Origin of the sequence: Plectonema cf. radiosum LEGE 06105, assembly GCF_015207665.1 — a bacterium.
Lineage (GTDB): Bacteria > Cyanobacteriota > Cyanobacteriia > Cyanobacteriales > Nostocaceae > Rivularia > Rivularia radiosa_A.
Window position 1 is genome coordinate 18,117 of record NZ_JADEWL010000069.1, and the last position, 17,134, is coordinate 35,250.

The 17,134-nt window shown below is 37.9% G+C and carries 16 protein-coding genes; 13 read left to right on the forward strand and 3 right to left on the reverse strand.

Features of this window, described 5'->3' with window-relative positions; translation table 11 throughout:
• Positions 1-86 precede the first annotated feature (86 nt).
• Positions 87-1,145 carry an N-acetyl-gamma-glutamyl-phosphate reductase gene (gene argC / locus IQ247_RS19050; protein ID WP_193922674.1) on the forward strand — a complete coding sequence of 353 codons (1,059 nt, stop codon included), beginning with the start codon at positions 87-89 and terminating at the stop codon, positions 1,143-1,145.
• A 169-nt stretch (positions 1,146-1,314) separates the two neighbouring features.
• Here the strand turns inward: argC and IQ247_RS19055 are convergent, their stop codons facing one another.
• Complete coding sequence (locus tag IQ247_RS19055; RefSeq protein ID WP_228059868.1) at positions 1,315-1,707, reverse strand: hypothetical protein; 393 nt, start codon at positions 1,705-1,707, stop codon at positions 1,315-1,317.
• 288 nt (positions 1,708-1,995) lie between these two features.
• Between IQ247_RS19055 and IQ247_RS19060 the strand changes: the two genes are divergently transcribed.
• From IQ247_RS19060 to IQ247_RS19095, 8 genes are all read left to right on the forward strand, one after another.
• Positions 1,996-4,014 (forward strand): glycoside hydrolase family 10-like protein, encoded by a 2,019-nt coding sequence (locus IQ247_RS19060; protein ID WP_193922676.1) that lies wholly within the window; start codon positions 1,996-1,998, stop codon positions 4,012-4,014.
• A 980-nt stretch (positions 4,015-4,994) separates the two neighbouring features.
• Positions 4,995-6,011, forward strand: a complete 1,017-nt coding sequence (locus IQ247_RS19065) for a septal ring lytic transglycosylase RlpA family protein (RefSeq protein ID WP_193922677.1) — start codon at positions 4,995-4,997, stop codon at positions 6,009-6,011.
• 217 nt (positions 6,012-6,228) lie between these two features.
• Positions 6,229-7,833, forward strand: coding sequence for a bifunctional pantoate--beta-alanine ligase/(d)CMP kinase (locus tag IQ247_RS19070; protein ID WP_193922678.1), 1,605 nt, complete (start codon positions 6,229-6,231; stop codon positions 7,831-7,833).
• A 343-nt stretch (positions 7,834-8,176) separates the two neighbouring features.
• Positions 8,177-8,650: a superoxide dismutase, Ni gene (gene sodN, locus IQ247_RS19075; protein ID WP_193922679.1), complete on the forward strand. Its 474-nt coding sequence runs from the start codon at positions 8,177-8,179 to the stop codon at positions 8,648-8,650.
• 407 nt (positions 8,651-9,057) lie between these two features.
• The gene (gene sodX / locus IQ247_RS19080; RefSeq protein ID WP_193922691.1) at positions 9,058-9,402 is read left to right on the forward strand and encodes a nickel-type superoxide dismutase maturation protease; all 345 of its coding nucleotides are present in this window, start codon (positions 9,058-9,060) and stop codon (positions 9,400-9,402) included.
• Between the two features lie 35 nt (positions 9,403-9,437).
• Positions 9,438-9,644 (forward strand): hypothetical protein, encoded by a 207-nt coding sequence (locus IQ247_RS19085; RefSeq protein WP_193922680.1) that lies wholly within the window; start codon positions 9,438-9,440, stop codon positions 9,642-9,644.
• A gap of 126 nt (positions 9,645-9,770) precedes the next feature.
• Positions 9,771-10,799 carry a phosphoribosylformylglycinamidine cyclo-ligase gene (gene purM, locus IQ247_RS19090; protein WP_193922681.1) on the forward strand — a complete coding sequence of 343 codons (1,029 nt, stop codon included), beginning with the start codon at positions 9,771-9,773 and terminating at the stop codon, positions 10,797-10,799.
• A gap of 356 nt (positions 10,800-11,155) precedes the next feature.
• Positions 11,156-11,842 (forward strand): PHP domain-containing protein, encoded by a 687-nt coding sequence (locus IQ247_RS19095; RefSeq protein ID WP_193922682.1) that lies wholly within the window; start codon positions 11,156-11,158, stop codon positions 11,840-11,842.
• A 111-nt stretch (positions 11,843-11,953) separates the two neighbouring features.
• Here IQ247_RS19095 and IQ247_RS19100 read toward each other — a convergent pair whose 3' ends face one another.
• Positions 11,954-12,595 (reverse strand): Uma2 family endonuclease, encoded by a 642-nt coding sequence (locus IQ247_RS19100; RefSeq protein WP_193922683.1) that lies wholly within the window; start codon positions 12,593-12,595, stop codon positions 11,954-11,956.
• A gap of 447 nt (positions 12,596-13,042) precedes the next feature.
• Positions 13,043-13,618: an acyl carrier protein phosphodiesterase gene (locus tag IQ247_RS19105; protein WP_193922684.1), complete on the reverse strand. Its 576-nt coding sequence runs from the start codon at positions 13,616-13,618 to the stop codon at positions 13,043-13,045.
• Positions 13,619-13,754: 136 nt separating this feature from the next.
• Between IQ247_RS19105 and IQ247_RS19110 the strand changes: the two genes are divergently transcribed.
• The 4 genes from IQ247_RS19110 to IQ247_RS19125 all read left to right on the forward strand — a co-directional run bounded on the left by IQ247_RS19110 (position 13,755) and on the right by IQ247_RS19125 (position 17,124).
• Positions 13,755-14,474 (forward strand): M50 family metallopeptidase, encoded by a 720-nt coding sequence (locus IQ247_RS19110; RefSeq protein WP_193922685.1) that lies wholly within the window; start codon positions 13,755-13,757, stop codon positions 14,472-14,474.
• A gap of 150 nt (positions 14,475-14,624) precedes the next feature.
• Complete coding sequence (locus IQ247_RS19115; protein WP_193922686.1) at positions 14,625-15,443, forward strand: Rpn family recombination-promoting nuclease/putative transposase; 819 nt, start codon at positions 14,625-14,627, stop codon at positions 15,441-15,443.
• A 62-nt stretch (positions 15,444-15,505) separates the two neighbouring features.
• On the forward strand, positions 15,506-15,670 hold the full coding sequence (locus tag IQ247_RS19120; protein WP_193922687.1) for a hypothetical protein: 165 nt from the start codon (positions 15,506-15,508) through the stop codon (positions 15,668-15,670).
• Positions 15,671-16,251: 581 nt separating this feature from the next.
• The gene (locus tag IQ247_RS19125; protein ID WP_193922688.1) at positions 16,252-17,124 is read left to right on the forward strand and encodes a DUF5895 domain-containing protein; all 873 of its coding nucleotides are present in this window, start codon (positions 16,252-16,254) and stop codon (positions 17,122-17,124) included.
• The last annotated feature ends 10 nt before the right edge of the window (positions 17,125-17,134 follow it).

Genomic DNA, 17,134 nt, shown 5'->3' on the forward strand with positions numbered 1-17,134 from the left:
TTCCCTGTGTCATCCGACTGCGAGTTAAAGCATGAAGCACATAGCAATTGCATCAACACGGAAAATCATTGGATAAGGATTTTAACATGGGCAATTTTAGGCGCGTACCCGTGGGAATTATTGGCGCGTCAGGCTACGGCGGAGTTCAGTTGGTGCGACTGCTGCTAAATCACCCAGAACTAGAACTGGTTTATTTAGGCGGGGAAGCTAGTGCTGGAAAGTCTTTTGGCGATATTTATCCTCACTTAGCCCACATCATAAATCTTCCGATTGAAGCGTTAAAACCGGAGGCAATTGCACGTCGTTGCGAAGTCGTTTTTTTCTCGCTACCCAACGGATTAGCCTGCGAAATTGCGCCAAAACTGCTCGAATATGGATGTAAAATCCTCGATTTGTCAGCAGATTATCGATTTCGCGACTTGACAACTTACACTAATTGGTACGGCAAAAAGCGTCAAGATATTAAAACCGCTGGGGAAGCTATTTACGGATTACCAGAGCTTTATCGCGATCGCATTTCTGATACGCAACTTGTAGGCTGTCCGGGTTGTTACCCTACCGCCAGTTTACTCGCAGTTTCACCTCTGCTCAAGCAAGGATTAATCGTACCCGAAACTGCGATTATTGATGCTAAAGGAGGTACTTCAATCGGCGGCAGACAACCGCAAACTAATTTACTACTGTCGGAAGCAGACAATAGTATTGCAGCTTACAGTGTCGTCAGCCACCGTCATACACCAGAAATCGAACAGGTTTGCAGTGATTTAGCCGGGCATGAAGTAACCGTACAATTCACACCCCATCTCATACCTATGGTGCGCGGTATTTTATCAACTGTATATGCAACTCTACGCGACCCAGGATTAGTCAGGGATGATTTAATTACTATATATAAAGCCTTTTATCGTAACTCCCCTTGGGTGAAAATCTGCGAACCAGGAGTTTACCCCCAAACTAAATGGGCTACTGGCAGTAATTTATGCTATTTGGGTATCGAAGTTGACACCCGAACCCGCCGCGTTATAGTCATATCGGCGATTGATAATTTAGTCAAAGGACACGCAGGTCAAGCAATCCAGTGTTTAAATATTATCATGGGTTGGGATGAAACTTTGGGGCTACCAAGTTTAGGTTTTTATCCCTAGTTGGGTGAAAAAACCTTCGCTATTGAATTCAATACTTCGATTGCTGTTTAAATTATCAGCAAGCTGTAAAAACTTGATTTTTTCTGGGGTTAGAAGTCGGGTTTTGATCGCGATTGTCTGTTAGTACTGAAATTTATCCTATAAACCCGACTTCTATGAGAGTTGCTCACTATTCGGAAGCCTTTTCCTCAATTTTCGTATATCCCAATTTCCAATTATCCAATTGCTGTAACTCTTGTTGCTTACCTTGCAAAATTAAGGCGATCGCAATTCGGGTATTTAACATTCCCTTCATCAAATAATATCCGGGTTTAGCATACACACCATCAGTTGTAACTGTTCCACCGTAGGAAAGTATTCCGCAGTATGTACCTTTGCCGGGTATTTCTACCTGTAATAATTTATCGTTGAGATAGCCGCCCGGAATTTGAAATATAGCATACACATGATGTTGCCCCCGCCAAGGTTCAACTACTATCTTTTCCGGATAAACATAGTATTTTTCAGCTGGAGAGGAAAATCCCCATTCATAACAAGCTGTGACTGGCGATTTTTTGGACACATAGGAAAAACCGAGTATACCGATTAAACTGAATAAAAATAATATATAAGTGAATTTACGCAAAATGGCTAGTAACAAAGCTAATCATATTTACAAATTACTGTTACAGTTTATGAGCTTCAAATTAGGATATCAAGTGATGTTTTACTCAACTATCTTTTCAACAAAAAGTTGTGTTCAATACAAATGTCATACTTAGTACTCATTTAACTTTATTTTTTGCGGATAACGATAGCATAATCAGTGGCAGAGAAAGTCAATTTATATACAGAAAATTTGAGTATAATCATGACCATCACATCTGCTCGCTTCCCGGATATTACAAATCATTGGGCGCGTCCATTTATTGAAGCTTTAGCGCGTCGCGGAATTTTGAATGGGTATCCCAACGGAACATTTCGTCCCGATAATTCAGTTACCCGTGCTGAATTTGCCGCTATTATCACCACTACATTTTCTCGAATTCCCAAAAAACGCGAATATGTAGCATTTCAAGATGTTGCCGATAATTATTGGGCAGCTTCTGCAATTAGAAGAGCTTACGAAACAGTATTTATTACTGGATTTCCCAATAATTATTTTCGTCCCGCAGACAGAATTCAAAGAATACACGCACTTTTAAGTATCATTAGTGGGTTGGGTATGACATCCAAAGTCTCATCGGATTTATTACCTGTACTTGGGCAAATTTACCAAGATGCTCAGACAATACCAGATTACGCAAAACCAACAGCAGCAATCACTACCCGTGCTGGTATGGTAGTCAGTTATCCAAATCCCAAATTACTCAATCCCACTTTAGCTGCAACTCGTGCCGATATTTCAGCTTTTGTTTATCAAGCTTTAGTTTGGCTGGGTGAGGAAGAAAAAATTCCTTCACCATATATTGTTCAACCCCCAGAAAAGGTAAATGTACCCACACCACCACCGGGAAGCATTCAAATTGAGCCGAATCGAGAATTCCGGGGTGCTTGGGTTGCTTCCGTTTGGAATAGCGACTGGCCAAGTCGTGGGGGGTTATCCATTGATCAACAAAAAGCTGAGTTAATTCAAATTCTCGATAAATTACAAGAATTAAACTTTAACGCTTTAATATTACAGGTTCGACCGGAAGGAGATGCATTGTACAATTCTAAATACGAACCTTGGAGTGCTTGGTTGACTGGAACTCAAGGTAAAGCACCAGGATATGACCCCTTAGAATTTGCGATCGCCGAATGTCACAAGCGCAATATCGAGTTTCACGCTTGGTTTAACCCTTACCGTGCTAGTACTTCCCATGTAAGAGTTAAGAATGTTGCTCCTCACATAGCGGTGACTAATCCAGAAGTAGTTTATCGTTGGGGAACTCAGTTATGGATGGACCCAGGCGCAAAAGTTGTCCAGGACAGAGCTTACAATGTAATCATGGATGTTGTGCAGCGCTACGATATTGATGGCATTCACCTTGACGATTATTTCTATCCTTACCCGATTAGCGGTGAGTCGTTTCCTGATAGTAAAACCTATGCAGCTTATCGAAATGCCGGTGGTACTTTAAGTTTAAACGACTGGCGCAGGGACAATGTTAATCGGATGATGCAGCGGTTATGGCAAGGGATTAAGTCAGTCAAATCTCATGTGAAGTTTGGTATCAGTCCTTTCGGAATTTATCGTCCCGGAGAACCTAGTGGTATTCAAGGTTTGGACGCTTACTCTGTACTTTATGCCGATGCTAAGAAATGGTTACAAGAAGGCTGGTTAGATTATATCGCGCCGCAACTATATTGGCGTATTGACCAAACTGCACAAAGCTATCCCATATTACTAGAGTGGTGGACGAGTATTAATTCCAAACAACGCCACGTCTATGCAGGTAACACCATAGCCCGTTTGGATGGAGAAGCTTGGAAGCAAGAGGAAATCATTAAGCAAGTAGCCATCAGTCGCAGCTTGAATAAAAGTTTATCATTGGGGAATATTTTCTTTAGCGTCAATGCTATCAAAGAAAATCGTCAAAATATCGCCGACAAATTTAAATCTTTACTATATAAAGAACCTGCATTAGTACCTGTAATGCAATGGCGAAACACTTTACCACCAGCATCACCAATTAAAGTAGAAACCAAAAACCGTAAAATTATTTGGGCTACTGGAGGTGGTGAAATTCGTTCTTGGACGCTTTATAAAAAGACTGGTAATGATTGGAAACTTCAGCGAATTTTATCCAAAGGTACAACCGAAGCCACCGTTGAACCTGGAACTTATGCCCTATGTGCCGTCAATCGAATGGCAGTGCAGAGTGCAGGTGTAATTATCTCAGTGTGAAGGTAATTGGTAATGGGTAATTGGTAATGGGTAATGGGTAATGGGTAATTGGTAATTGGTAATGGGTAATTGGTAATGGGTAATGGGTAATTAGGCATTATTCATTACTTATTGCCAGTAACTCAAATCACCCTTGACAAATCGCCTCATCTAGGTTTTTAAATTCGATAATACTGAAAATATCGCAGCACTTAAAATATTAATGCTGCGTATTATCTCATAATTTGTTATTTTTTTACTGCAAAATATAATCTTATAAATACACTCTTATCCGTAATATTTATACTTTGCATCATGTAACTAATTTATTTAGATCCGAATTGTGATTTATTAACTATCTAATTCATAACTTGTCTGTTCCATAACACATTTAAATAAATAATCAGTATCAGTTAGGGCTTAAAGAATAATCGTATTTACTAGCAGAATATTCCTTCAAACTCCCGTAATATATAGGTTGTACAGCCGTAATCAGTTCAATTAGGTCATTTGCTATTGATTAGAATAACTCAACTATTATCGGTATTTTATTTTAATTACTAAACTAAAGAAGATTTACCTAAGTATCATTTAGGGTAAAAACCTGTTGAATAAAATACTTTAATATGACCAAAAAATGTATCAATTTTTATATTAGAGTCAATAGACAGACGATTGATTTAATTTTTTAATCACTTAAATTATAAAAAATAAATTTTGTAATTTATCTAAAAATTGTTACATTGCCAAACTCAAGATGAGACAACGGTTTTACCCTTGCAATGCGGTGTTAATTTCTGATAATTTGACAGTAATCTACGGTAAATTTCGGATATCGAAGTTGCAAGCTTCGTGTTAATGTGTTGCAGTTAATAAATAAATCGTGAGAACAAAAAGTTTCAAATTTTGGGGGATTTCGCGACCGATTAATATATTCATTCCGTCGTTCCGTGAATCATCAAGCCTCAGATATTTTGTCGCTTTAATTATTACTTAGAAGCATGAATCAAAAACTTTTGTGGACTGTTGTAACTGTACTTTCAACCTTTGTTGGAACAACTTCTATTAGCCGCGCTCAAACGGCAACAGAAGCATCAATTACCTCTCAAAAAATGCCCAGCCAAAATGTAGTAGAGGTAAATACTAAAGGCTCGAATGCTCTTTTTACCAAAGTTTATGCACACAAGTTATCAGATCGTCAGGCAGCAACTCTGTACGTCCGCAACATTCCTGTTTTCACCTTTTTAAGTTCGACACCCGTTAATGCTTCTGACAATCACAATAGTTCAACAGAAGCAATACTAGTTAACAGCGACTACAACAACCCTGTAGAAAAAGCGAATCTACTAGCCGCAAAAATCAACGATTTAATCGATCGCAAAGTTGACGCTAGCAAAATTACCGTTAGTTGGAACGGAAGCGCTCAATCTAAGTCTGGAGCAAAGTCTATAGCCGAACGCTACATTATCAAAGTTGACGGCTCCGAACTTGTAGAAATCAACAGTGATACAATCCTTCCCGATGCAACTCAAAACCCCAAACAAGATGCACTCCAAGCAACCAATCGCTTGCGGAGACTCGTTGGTAAAGCATCTCCTCTATCTACAATTGATGGCTTACCTCCAGAATTAACAGCAGTTCAAACAAAGCCAGAAAAACAAACGACAGCCAAAAAAACACCCTCTAACAAGAATACAAAAAAGGTTGCAAATCGAAGAGGAGGAAGAAGTTATAGAGGTATGGCTTCCTTCTACGGTTATGATGGTTCGGGGAACAAGACTGCTTCTGGTGAAAGATTTAATCCAGAAAAAATGACAGCCGCTCATCGCAGCTTGCCTTTTGGAACAAAAGTTCGCGTTACGAACGTAAACAATGGTCGTTCTGTCGTAGTCAGAATCAATGACCGAGGACCTTTCATCCGTGGTCGCATTATTGACCTTTCCCATGGTGCTGCACGAGTTATCCAAATGATTGGTAGAGGTGTTGCACCAGTCAAAATTGAAGTTTTAGGAAGGTAGAAATTAAGGTTAAAGGTTAAAGGTTAAAGGTCAAAGGTTAAGAATTGGGAATAGTTAGGGATGAGGATTTAAGAGTAGGGAATAGAAAGTAAAAAATTGATTTATTTCTCCCCATTTCAAATCAAGAATAATCTTGAGATTCCTCTATTTATTTAGCCCCTTTCCCCAAATTCGGATATAAACTAACGGGGGAAAGCTAGTAGATAGAGGTTTTTTTGTGCGCCTGTTGACAACGGTCGCAGCATTACGCTGCTATTTGAATAAACTCCGTTGGCGAATCTTGCCTTTGCATTCTGATGAGCCACTACCCCATGAAATGACAACTCGCTTCCCAACAGCAGTAGGATTAGTTCCCACAATGGGAGCTTTGCATCAGGGCCATTTAAGCTTGATTGAACGGGCGCGGCAAGAAAATGCCATAGTCATAGTTAGTATTTTTGTCAACCCCCTGCAATTTGGTCCCGAAGAAGATTTTGAACGCTATCCCCGCACTTTAGAGCAAGACCAGCAATTCTGCCAACAAGCTGGGGTAGATGCTATGTTTGTACCAAATCCGGAAGAGATCGGGGTTGCTCGGAAGAATATACAAGATTTAATTGTTACACAAGTTACTCCACCATCTGATATGATATCAGGCTTGTGTGGTCGTACTCGGCTAGGACATTTTCAGGGTGTGGCTACTATTGTTACCAAGCTTTTCAACTTGGTGCAGCCAGATCGGGCTTACTTTGGTCAAAAAGATGCTCAACAATTAGCCATCATTAAACGGCTAGTTACGGATCTTAATTTTCCAATAGAAATTGTCGCTTGTCCAATCATCAGGGAAGCGAATGGTCTTGCTTTAAGTTCCCGCAACCAATATTTAAGTGCAAGTCAGAAACAGCAAGCAGCTGTTTTGCATCGTGGCTTGCAGAAAGCTCATGCTGTTTTTCGCAGCGGAGTTCGTAAAAGTAACAAGCTGATCAAAGCTGTTCTTCAAGAAATAGCAACTGTCAGTGCTGTATCTGTGGAATATATTGAATTGATTGAACCAACTACGTTAATACCCTTAGATGAAATTCAGGAGGAAGGAATGATTGCGATCGCCGCTCATATTGGTCCGACACGATTGATTGACAATATTATTTTGCGCGATCGCCAACCGATAATCGCCATCGATGGACCCGCTGGTGCCGGTAAATCTACCGTAGCTCGTCAAGTTGCGGCGAAGCTAGGACTAGTATTTTTAGATACAGGTGCTATGTACCGTGCCGTTACGTGGCTGGTATTGCAAAAGGGAATTCCTTTAGATGATGAATGTGCGATCGCCGAGTTGGCAAACTGCTGTTTAATTAAATTAACTCCCAGTGAAGATTTAAAATCGCCGGTACAGGTGTGGATTAATGGCAATGACGTTACCAATAAAATTCGGACAACCGAGGTAACATCAAAAGTATCAGCAATCGCCGCACAAAGTGCCGTGCGAAGCGCCTTGGTAAAACAACAGCAAAGCTGGGGTAAAAAAGGCGGTTTAGTAGCGGAAGGACGGGATATCGGTACTCAAGTTTTTCCTGATGCTGAGGTAAAAATCTTCTTGACTGCAACCGTTACCGAACGTGCATACCGCCGTCTACAAGATTTTGAAAAACAAGGACAGCCGTCAGTGAGCCTTGAGGAACTCGAACGCAGCATTAAAGAACGGGATTGGAAAGACAGTACCAGGCTGGTTTCACCGCTCAGAAAAGCCGCAGATGCCATAGAAATAGTTACCGATGGTTTAACGATTGATCAAGTCACAACTATAATTGTGGACTTTTATCAGCAGTGTTTGGCTCATTTGTAATCTCCGTTAGCTCTTAACATCTATTTTTTGTAATTGGAGAATTTAGCGACCAGTTTTTATTGTGGCATGATTATGAGGCTCTGTCATCCTTTGCAGGTGATGGAGTTCTCACATTGCAGCTCGTATTATTTAGATTTCTCATAGAATCGAAAATAAAAAAATATCCTTATAGAAGGAAAGTTACCCAAGATGAAGGGTTGCTTAGGTTACACAATAGCACTAAGCTAAATGGGGTAGGGGGGGATAGCAAGAGTCAAAATCAAGAGTTCTAGATTCTAACTTTTACTTCCCTAAATTTTCTACAAACATCTTGAAAATAAGCCTTCTCCGTAAAAAAAAAATCATGTTCAAACAAATTGCTGCCAAGTTAAAATCCAATTTTCCCGCACCACAAGTACACGCTCATTGCGACGGCCCTTGCGGAGTTTATGACCCTTCTTCCGCTAGAATTACAGCAGAAGCAGTACTCTCCATGACCAAAAAAATCATGGATTTAGAGCCTCCAGCAAGCAGCGACAAAGCCGCAATGGTTGCTTACCACAACACTTTGTCCCGCTACATTGCTATTAAGGAAGAACAAGCTCAAAAAACTAAAGAAGATTTATTAATTCTTTGGACAGATTATTTCAAACCAGTACATCTAGAAAAATATCCTGATCTACACGATACTTTCTGGAAAGCAGCAAAACTTTGCTCCGCTTGTAAAGTAGAAGTTAGCCTCCAACACGCTAACGAATTAATGGAAGCTGTACATAAAATTCATCATATGTTCTGGGCAACCAAAGACCGCGATGTTTCTTGGTACAAAGCTAGCTAATTTAAATTAAAATTAGTTTGGGTTAATAACCAACAATTATTAAAATGTCGGTAAAGCGATAAACTTGGCTGAATTCGCAGTCACTGACTCAACCAAGACAGGGATTGAGCTTGCAAAGAACAAACTTTGCGACGTAAGCAGCGACTAGCACTTGAGCCGTTAATTGGTACAGACTTTCAGGTATTTCCCTAGCCTGGATTATCTCTAAAACTATTTGTTTAGTTGCTTTTAGAAAAGACATCTTATTAACGGTGTGCGAAGGGACTTAAACGGGTTTGCTAGTTCCTGGGATTATATCCATTTCAAAAACTAGCATTCAATAAATATTCACGGTGGTTAAAACCACTCGTGTCGCTTACCTAGACCGTACTAAAGTAACTGAGTTTCCCGCTTTCCGCGTGTTTCTTATGAATGAGGAACTAAGAACAGCTTTAAAATTGCTACAGTTGCTTTTAGGAATACGAAAAAGATTGCGCGTTAGCGGTTCTTCTATGCTTCCTCAACTTCAGCCAGGAGAGGAAATATTATTCAACCCACAAGCTTATCGGCAAAAACTACCACAAGTAGGTGATATCGTAGTTGCACGACATCCCTATCAAACAAAGCAAATAATTAAGAGAGTGGCTTTAGTACTTGAAGATGGTTCTTGTTTTCTTACAGGAGACAACCCCGAAGCAAGTACTGATAGCCGCTCTTACGGTTTTATTCCCCTTAACAAAATTCTTGGTAAAGTTACGTCGAAGTTTCTTTGACAATTATCAATTACCAACGACCAATTAATAATCCCATGAACAGTACTGAACTTGCACGTTATATTGAAGCGACTCAAAGCATTTCTAAACCTTGGTTGCTAGTACAATTACGTCTTCTTAAACTAGAAGAGAACCGAGCAACGCTTTCAGAAAACGAATACGCCGAAAATTTACAAGATATCCACCAAGATTTAATGAATTTAGGTGAATGGTGGGTTGGTATCGAAAATCAAGTATTTTAATAATTATCAACTAATTAGGTTAAAGGTTAAAGGTCAAAGGTTAAAGGTTAAAGATATAACAACAACCAACAACCATCAACCAACAACCAACAACTAACAACTAACAACCATCAACTAACAACTAATATGGACTATCGGGATGCAGGTGTCGATGTTGAAGCTGGACGCGATTTTGTCGGTCAAATTCGTAATTTGGTTCATAGTACTTTTAGAAAGGAAGTAATTGGTGGATTGGGTGGCTTTGGAGGTTGTTTTGAGTTACCCCCAGGTTATAAGCAACCTGTTCTAGTTTCTGGCACTGATGGTGTGGGAACTAAGTTGAAAATTGCCAATATTCTCAACCGTCACGATACTGTTGGCATAGATTTAGTTGCTATGTGTGTTAATGATGTACTAACATCCGGTGCCGAGCCTTTATTTTTTCTCGATTATTTAGCTACAGGTAAACTCAATCAAGAACAGTTAACCCAAGTTGTTGCGGGTGTCGCTTCTGGTTGTAAACAAGCTGGTTGTGCTTTACTGGGAGGAGAAACCGCTGAAATGCCCGGTTTTTACCAAGTTGGTGAATATGACTTGGCTGGCTTCTGCGTGGGAATTGTCGAGAAAAGTCAGATGCTTGATGGAAGTCTCTTAGAAGTTGGAGATGTCGCTATAGGTTTAGCTAGTTCTGGAGTACACAGCAATGGCTTTAGTCTTGTCAGAAAAATTATTAGCGATAAACAATTTAGTTGGGACGATACCCCAAGTTTATTTGGTGGTAAATCTTTAGGTGAAACTTATTTAACGCCGACACGCATTTACGTAAAATCAATATTAGCAGCCCAAAAAGCCGGTTTGAAAATCCATGCAATGGCTCACATTACAGGTGGTGGATTACCAGAAAATTTACCTAGATGTTTGGGAGAAGGAAAAGCCATAGAAATTCAACCCGATAGTTGGATGATTCCACCCGTGTTTGAATGGTTAGCCCAAGTCGGTGATGTTAATCAGCAAGCTATGTACAATACTTTTAATATGGGAATTGGTTTTGTTGTGTTAGTTCCACCGTCACAAGCACAGCAGACAATTAGTTTTTTTGAATCTCACGATATTGCAGCTTATAACATCGGTAAGGTAATTTCTGGCAGTGGGGAATTAATTGGTTTACTAAATTAATGCAATAAATAATACATATATTTATAAAAATATTAATTGAATTTAATGCATCTTTTTCAAGAAAAAAAGGCGATATATTTCTGTGTATAGTATTTTGACTTATTGTAGACAAACTATTTTGACGCCTAATTACTTAAGTAATTAGAATTATTTATTACTGCAATACTGATAATTCATCGAAAGTACTCATACCATAAAGATTAAAATTTGCTAAGTTAGTCTTAACATATTGAAAAATTTTGCTAAAAAAACGCAAAAAGTTGGTAGTAAAACAAATCCGGATTATTAGTGTTTTCCGGAGTACAGTGTGAGCGAGTGGAGTGTTAAGAATAAATAATTTTACACAAGAAAAGGCTATGGTTGTGAATTTTGCCCGTACTTGTGCTTCTAAGACGCTTTTAAAAGAAGTATTTCAGAATTTAGACGCACAAAGTTGCCCGAATAATTATAACTTTCATATGCATACTGTATGTTCTGATGGTAAAATAAAACCTTCAGAATTAATGCAGCAGGCAATTAATATTGGTTTGAAAGGACTTGCAGTTACCGACCATCACAGTACTGAAGGTTATCAAGCTGCTCAAAAATGGTTGGAAGATTGGAAGTGGAATAATCCTGGTGCTGATGCACCTTATTTATGGAGTGGTGTTGAAATTAACGCTAATCTTTTGAATGTGGAAGTTCACATTTTAGGTTATGCTTTTGAACCACAACATCCGAGTATAGAACCTTACACTCAGGGAAAATCAGTTACAGGTTGTGAATATCAAGCTGCAAATGTAATTTCTGCAATTCAACAAGCTGGAGGATTAGCGGTACTTGCTCATCCAGCACGTTATAGAAGAACGCATTTTGATTTGATTCCTGCTGCTGCTCAATTAGGTATCGATGGTGTGGAAAGCTTTTATGCTTATAATAATCCCAAACCTTGGAAACCTAGTCCAACGCGATCGCAACAAATACAGCGATTAGCTGCTGAATATGGATTATACAGCACTTGCGGTACCGATACACACGGTTTAAGTCTACTTCAGCGGTTGTAAGCAATTTTAGTTGTTAGTAGTTAGTTGTTAGTGGTTAATTATTAGTTGTAGATTTCACAAAAACGACTATCAATTATCAACTATCAACAACTATCAGCTATCAAATGAATATTATTTTTGGAATTCGGATAATAACCAAGCAATAACTTGACTATGATTCATTTGACGAGAACGACGAAAAGCTTCTTCAAAAATTGAAATATCTAAACCTGGTAATATCTGAGATTGAGTAATTCGGCGACTACCATTATTTTCGATCAAAAAAGCGATAATTTGAACATTTTTTACATCTACAATCCAATATTCATTTACAGATAATTCTTCATAAAGTAAACGTTTTTCTCCTTTATCATCTGCAAGAGAACTATTCGCAACCTCAATAACTAAATTCGGTGCTGGAAATTCGTCAAGATTAATTATAGAAGTTCCAAAAGGAATTGCATCGGCATTATCTCCAATGTAATAAGAAACATCAGGTTGTACTTGTTTACAGCCAGTTTTACGGTAGGTACAGTTATCTCTTCCAGTCATAGGAATACCTTTGATAGCTGCATAGTTACTAGCTGCTAAGATAATCAGCGTATGATCTAGTGAATGGTCGTTTCCTAATGCCGACATTTCAATCCTCATTCTACCGTTGTAATAGTAGCCCTTCGCTTTTTCATAAGCAGGATTTTCGATGATTTGGATATATTCATCCCAAGATGCTACTACCCAAGTGTCAGTTGGTATTTTTGTCTGTAAATCGCTCATGATTGATTTGAGCCGAGAATAGTTTACTTTATTATGACAGTGGATTTTAACAGTTATCAGTTATCAGTTATCAGTTATCAGTTATCAGTTATCAGTTATCAGTTATCAGTTATCAGTCACGCCCGTTAATTTTTTAAGGTTTGTTAGCTCCGCGTGTCCGTCAGGACATAGCCCCCGGATTTATCCGTGGATTTCTACTCTGTAGAAGCATCATTATTTATTTATGGGGAATTAATTACGAATTACGTTACTCTAACGAGTCAGCAAGCTGAACGCGTAGCGTCTCCCGGAGGGAGATATTACGAATTACGAATTATACTCACGTTTATACTTGGGAAAGGTTAGTACCCCACTGCATTTGTGTGATCGGCGTTGGAGTATTAGTTTAAATCCCTCACCATACGCCTGTGTTTACTGTTCACTGTTCACTGTTCACTGATTTAAAGTTTAGTAGCAGTAGTTTTTTGTGTAATCGATTAATTCTGGGAAAAATTGCGAAAAATCTCTTTGAAGTTGCTGATAGTTGAAAAATAATTCCTCGACTCCACCAAATAAATTATTTTTTCTTTTAATTCTGCGAGAAATTCCGTTTATCGCTCGGTCAATAGTACATATACTTTTGTATGATGCTAACAAATTGGATGCAACCATATTTGGCAGAATACGCTTTAATCTTTCAGGAAGTATATTTTGATTGTCTTGTAATACTTGATAAACATTATTTGTAAAATTTTCGAGTGAAACAGTAGAATATTCAGACCAATTCTTAGCTAAAAAATGGTCGTAAAATACATCAATCATAATTCCTGCAAACCTATTTCTTTTAAGACTAATAAGACTTTTACTTGACCTAAATATAGGATGAGAGTCAGTGAAGCTATCTATTTTGCGATGCGAATAAATACCTTTGATGATTTCCTTGGGATAAATATCTATCGAACCTTTGACAAAATCTCCTAAAAAATTTCCAATTAGAGATTCTGTTGTACCTTCTGATAAAAATAAATGAGCTAGATAATTCATCTGTACTAAGTATCGCGGTAAATATTTGATACGATGTAATGCTTATAACTTTAATTATTCAGCAACTAAGATTATAAAATAATTAGGAAAAATATGTAAGTTGGTTGTTTAACGAATAAGTTTATCAATACTATTTATGAATCAATTGTGGAATAGCCAAAATTTAGTATTGTATGACCGGATGGGATTAACGTTATTAATTGCAATTGCCTTTGCTACTGGAATTGTATGGCAAATTCCCGGCGGTAAAATAATTCTTTATCCATTGACTTTACTATCAACTTGGTATCATGAAATGGCACATGGTTTAATGGTTGTGCTGTTAGGAGGAAATTTTCAAAAATTAGAGATTTTTGCTAATGGTAGTGGAGTAGCCCGCTATCAATATCGCGGTTCGCTATTTTTAGGAAAAATTGGTCAAGTACTTGTTTATGCTGCTGGTCCCATGGGACCTCCTATTATGGGTTCTGGTTTTATTTTAGCTTCTCGTAACTTACAAATTTCTCAAAATATATTAGTTATTTTGGGTATATTTATGTTAGTTTCAGTTTTAATTTGGATACGTACCGGAATTGGAATTTTGGTTATTAGTTTACTAGGTTTAATAATTTTAGGAATTGGATTAGAAGCATCTCCACAAGTAAAAGTTTTTGTAATTCAGTTTCTTGGTGTACAAGCTTGTATAAGTACATTTCGCGATTTTAATTATGTTTTTAGCTATTGGAATGGTAATTCTGATACTGCCCAAATTGCTAAAATTTTGATTTTACCGCATTGGTTTTGGGGAATTTTGATTACAATTTCATCAATTTTTCTTTTAATACAGAGTCTTCGTATGGCTTATTTTGCAAAGTAATTAGTAGTTAAAGATTAATTGATATATAAAAATATTCTGTGTGTAGAAAAATATATTGCAGTTGATAAAGTATTTATTATAAATTGGCAAATAAATCTAATTTGAATCGTTTTTGCAATTGGATTTGGCAATTGATTCCAAGGTGCTTTGATGTTTGACAATCTTTGTAAATTTCTAGTCGAAAACTTTCCCGATGACTTTGCTACTTGGTTATTAGGAGAACCAGTAACTTTAACTGAGTTAAGCCCTAAAGAACTTTCTCTAGAACCAATTCGCGCTGATGCTCTTATCTTAAGACAGTCAGAAGAACTAATTTTACACGTTGAATTTCAAACTCAACCAGATGTCAAGATTCCCTTTCGGATGGCTGACTATCGTTTACGAGGATATCGTCGTTTTCCCCATAAACGAATGCTTCAAGTCGTAATTTACTTAAAGCAAACCAATTCTGAAGAAGTTTACAAAACTACTTTTGAGCTTGAAGAAACCTTACATCGGTTTCAAGTCATCCGACTTTGGGAACAACCGACAGAAATATTTTTACAAACCCCCGGTTTGTTTCCATTTGCGGTTTTAAGTAATGCTGAGAATAGACTCAACACCTTACAACAAGTCGCAACCCAAATCGATAACATTGAAGATAAACAAATTCAAATGGATGTGGCTGCGTCTACATTTATTCTGGCTGGGCTAGTATTGAAACAAGAAGATATCCAACGTTTACTGAGGAGGGATATAATGCGCGAGTCAGTAACTTACCAATTGTTAGTGGATGAAGGGAAAGCCGAAGGTAGAGCCCAAGGTAAAGCCGAAGGTAAAGCCGAAGGTAAAGCCGAAGGTAGTCAAGAAGCTACTCGAAATATTGCTGTCAATATGCTCAAGGAAGGACTTGCAATTGATTTAATTGTTAAAACTACTGGTTTAACGGTTGAGGAAGTGCAGCAATTACAAAATAATCAAGCTGAGTAAATACTTTTGAGTTGTATTTTTTATGAAATTTCCAGCGTGTTTAGTGTGCGCTGGATTTTTTTGTGAGAATTTTTGGTGATAATCAATTTTATCCTCAAAATCTTCGCAGCCAAGATATGTTACCAGATTCTGACGCTGAACAAGGTTTTTATGTCTTACCCTTTTTACTAAAACAACGTGAGTTGGATAACAATCACAGAAGTCGGGTTTTTATTACTGTTTTGTGATATTAAGGATATTTATCCTAAAAACTTGACTTCTTACCCCACGAAAAATTAAATTTTTACAGCTTCTTTTCGTTTCTGATTCAATAATCGAGAGTTTGCCATCCAACTCACCTTAAAACAGTATCTTATCGTGCAAATATTTAACATTTTTTTCAATCGTTATTAATATTACTCAGTAAAAAAAAATTAAATTATCAGTCCATGATCATGAAAATCACTTTCTCTACAGGTTCTTACATCCCCACACGGATATGAACACAATAGAAAAATCATCGTAACACTTAGGATTTTTATTACTTTAAAATCTAGCTGATACAAGATTAACTAACAGCAAATTATGATTCAACAACTACGGTGAAAGTAAAGTTCTTGTAAAAAACTGCTTCAGGTAGATGCGTAATGTCCCTCCGGAATGATAAATAAATAATAATTGAGTTTATTAAATCACTTTAATTGATTCTCGGTTGCAGTCAATCACAGCATTTACTTGTCTCAAAATATCACCATTCCACTCCTCGCACTCAAATTTTACTCAACCGAGCAAAATTCCCAAATACAACATCGACAACCGCGCATTTACGATGAAAGCATCTGCAAAATTCGACTTTGAAGACGAGAAGTTCAACGCACCACCTTCTCGTATTATCCCTTGGTGTCAAATGATTAATCCCAGATATGGCACCGATGGCGTAACATCCTACGGTTTGGCGATTAAACTAGATAATGCTCGTGCTGTTGGCTTTGTACCGGATGAAAATTGGCAGCAGGTAGAACATGAATTTAGTTCTGGAGTGGAAACAGTTTTTCTTACCACCACACCAAATATAGTTATAGTCCGTCGTGGTCCTTTATCGGTCAAAGACCGTGAAACAGGGGCAAAATTAGGAACTCTCAAGGATAATTATGATGCTTTTTTAGCAGACAAACTTAAATTTAAAACTTTTACTCGCTATTTAATTTTTTTAGCCGGGGAAGATAAGAATTTTTTACATGAATTGCCTTTGCAATTAACTTTGAATGGTGCAGCAGGAGCAAGTTTTAGTAAAGCTTATTGCGAATATCAACAAGGAAGAGCAACTGGAGGATTTGTGACTGAATTAGAACGAGCCTATGCAGGATACCGCAGGCAAGCTGCAAACCCAAAAGGTCCTTTATTTCACGCTCACGGCATTTTTTCACCAATAATTGAATGCGAAGAAAGAGGAATTGCCACAAATACAGTTTTGGTTGCAGCAACTGTTGACTACAAACATCCTACAGTTTCCACATTAACTAACTATTTGATTGCTTCAGACTCAAAAGAATCCGCACTGATTTCTAAAACCTTTGAAGAATACAAAGATTTTGCCAAAGAACCCGTCAAAACAGAAACACCCCGTCCAATGGTAGCTGCTGGGGTTTCTAGTTCTTACATTTATCCAGAAGACGATGATTTTGGATATCCACCTTATTAAGGGATGGGGG

Bases quoted from the DNA above. Each gene is read 5' to 3' on its own strand.
- argC (WP_193922674.1), top strand. From the start codon at position 87: ATGGGCAATTTTAGGCGCGTACCCGTGGGAATTATTGGCGCGTCAGGC.
- IQ247_RS19060 (WP_193922676.1), top strand. From the start codon at position 1,996: ATGACCATCACATCTGCTCGCTTCCCGGATATTACAAATCATTGGGCG.
- IQ247_RS19065 (WP_193922677.1), top strand. From the start codon at position 4,995: ATGAATCAAAAACTTTTGTGGACTGTTGTAACTGTACTTTCAACCTTT.
- sodN (WP_193922679.1), top strand. From the start codon at position 8,177: ATGTTCAAACAAATTGCTGCCAAGTTAAAATCCAATTTTCCCGCACCA.
- sodX (WP_193922691.1), top strand. From the start codon at position 9,058: ATGAATGAGGAACTAAGAACAGCTTTAAAATTGCTACAGTTGCTTTTA.
- IQ247_RS19085 (WP_193922680.1), top strand. From the start codon at position 9,438: ATGAACAGTACTGAACTTGCACGTTATATTGAAGCGACTCAAAGCATT.
- purM (WP_193922681.1), top strand. From the start codon at position 9,771: ATGGACTATCGGGATGCAGGTGTCGATGTTGAAGCTGGACGCGATTTT.
- IQ247_RS19095 (WP_193922682.1), top strand. From the start codon at position 11,156: ATGGTTGTGAATTTTGCCCGTACTTGTGCTTCTAAGACGCTTTTAAAA.
- IQ247_RS19100 (WP_193922683.1), bottom strand. From the start codon at position 12,595: ATGAGCGATTTACAGACAAAAATACCAACTGACACTTGGGTAGTAGCA.
- IQ247_RS19105 (WP_193922684.1), bottom strand. From the start codon at position 13,618: ATGAATTATCTAGCTCATTTATTTTTATCAGAAGGTACAACAGAATCT.
- IQ247_RS19110 (WP_193922685.1), top strand. From the start codon at position 13,755: ATGAATCAATTGTGGAATAGCCAAAATTTAGTATTGTATGACCGGATG.
- IQ247_RS19115 (WP_193922686.1), top strand. From the start codon at position 14,625: ATGTTTGACAATCTTTGTAAATTTCTAGTCGAAAACTTTCCCGATGAC.
- IQ247_RS19125 (WP_193922688.1), top strand. From the start codon at position 16,252: ATGAAAGCATCTGCAAAATTCGACTTTGAAGACGAGAAGTTCAACGCA.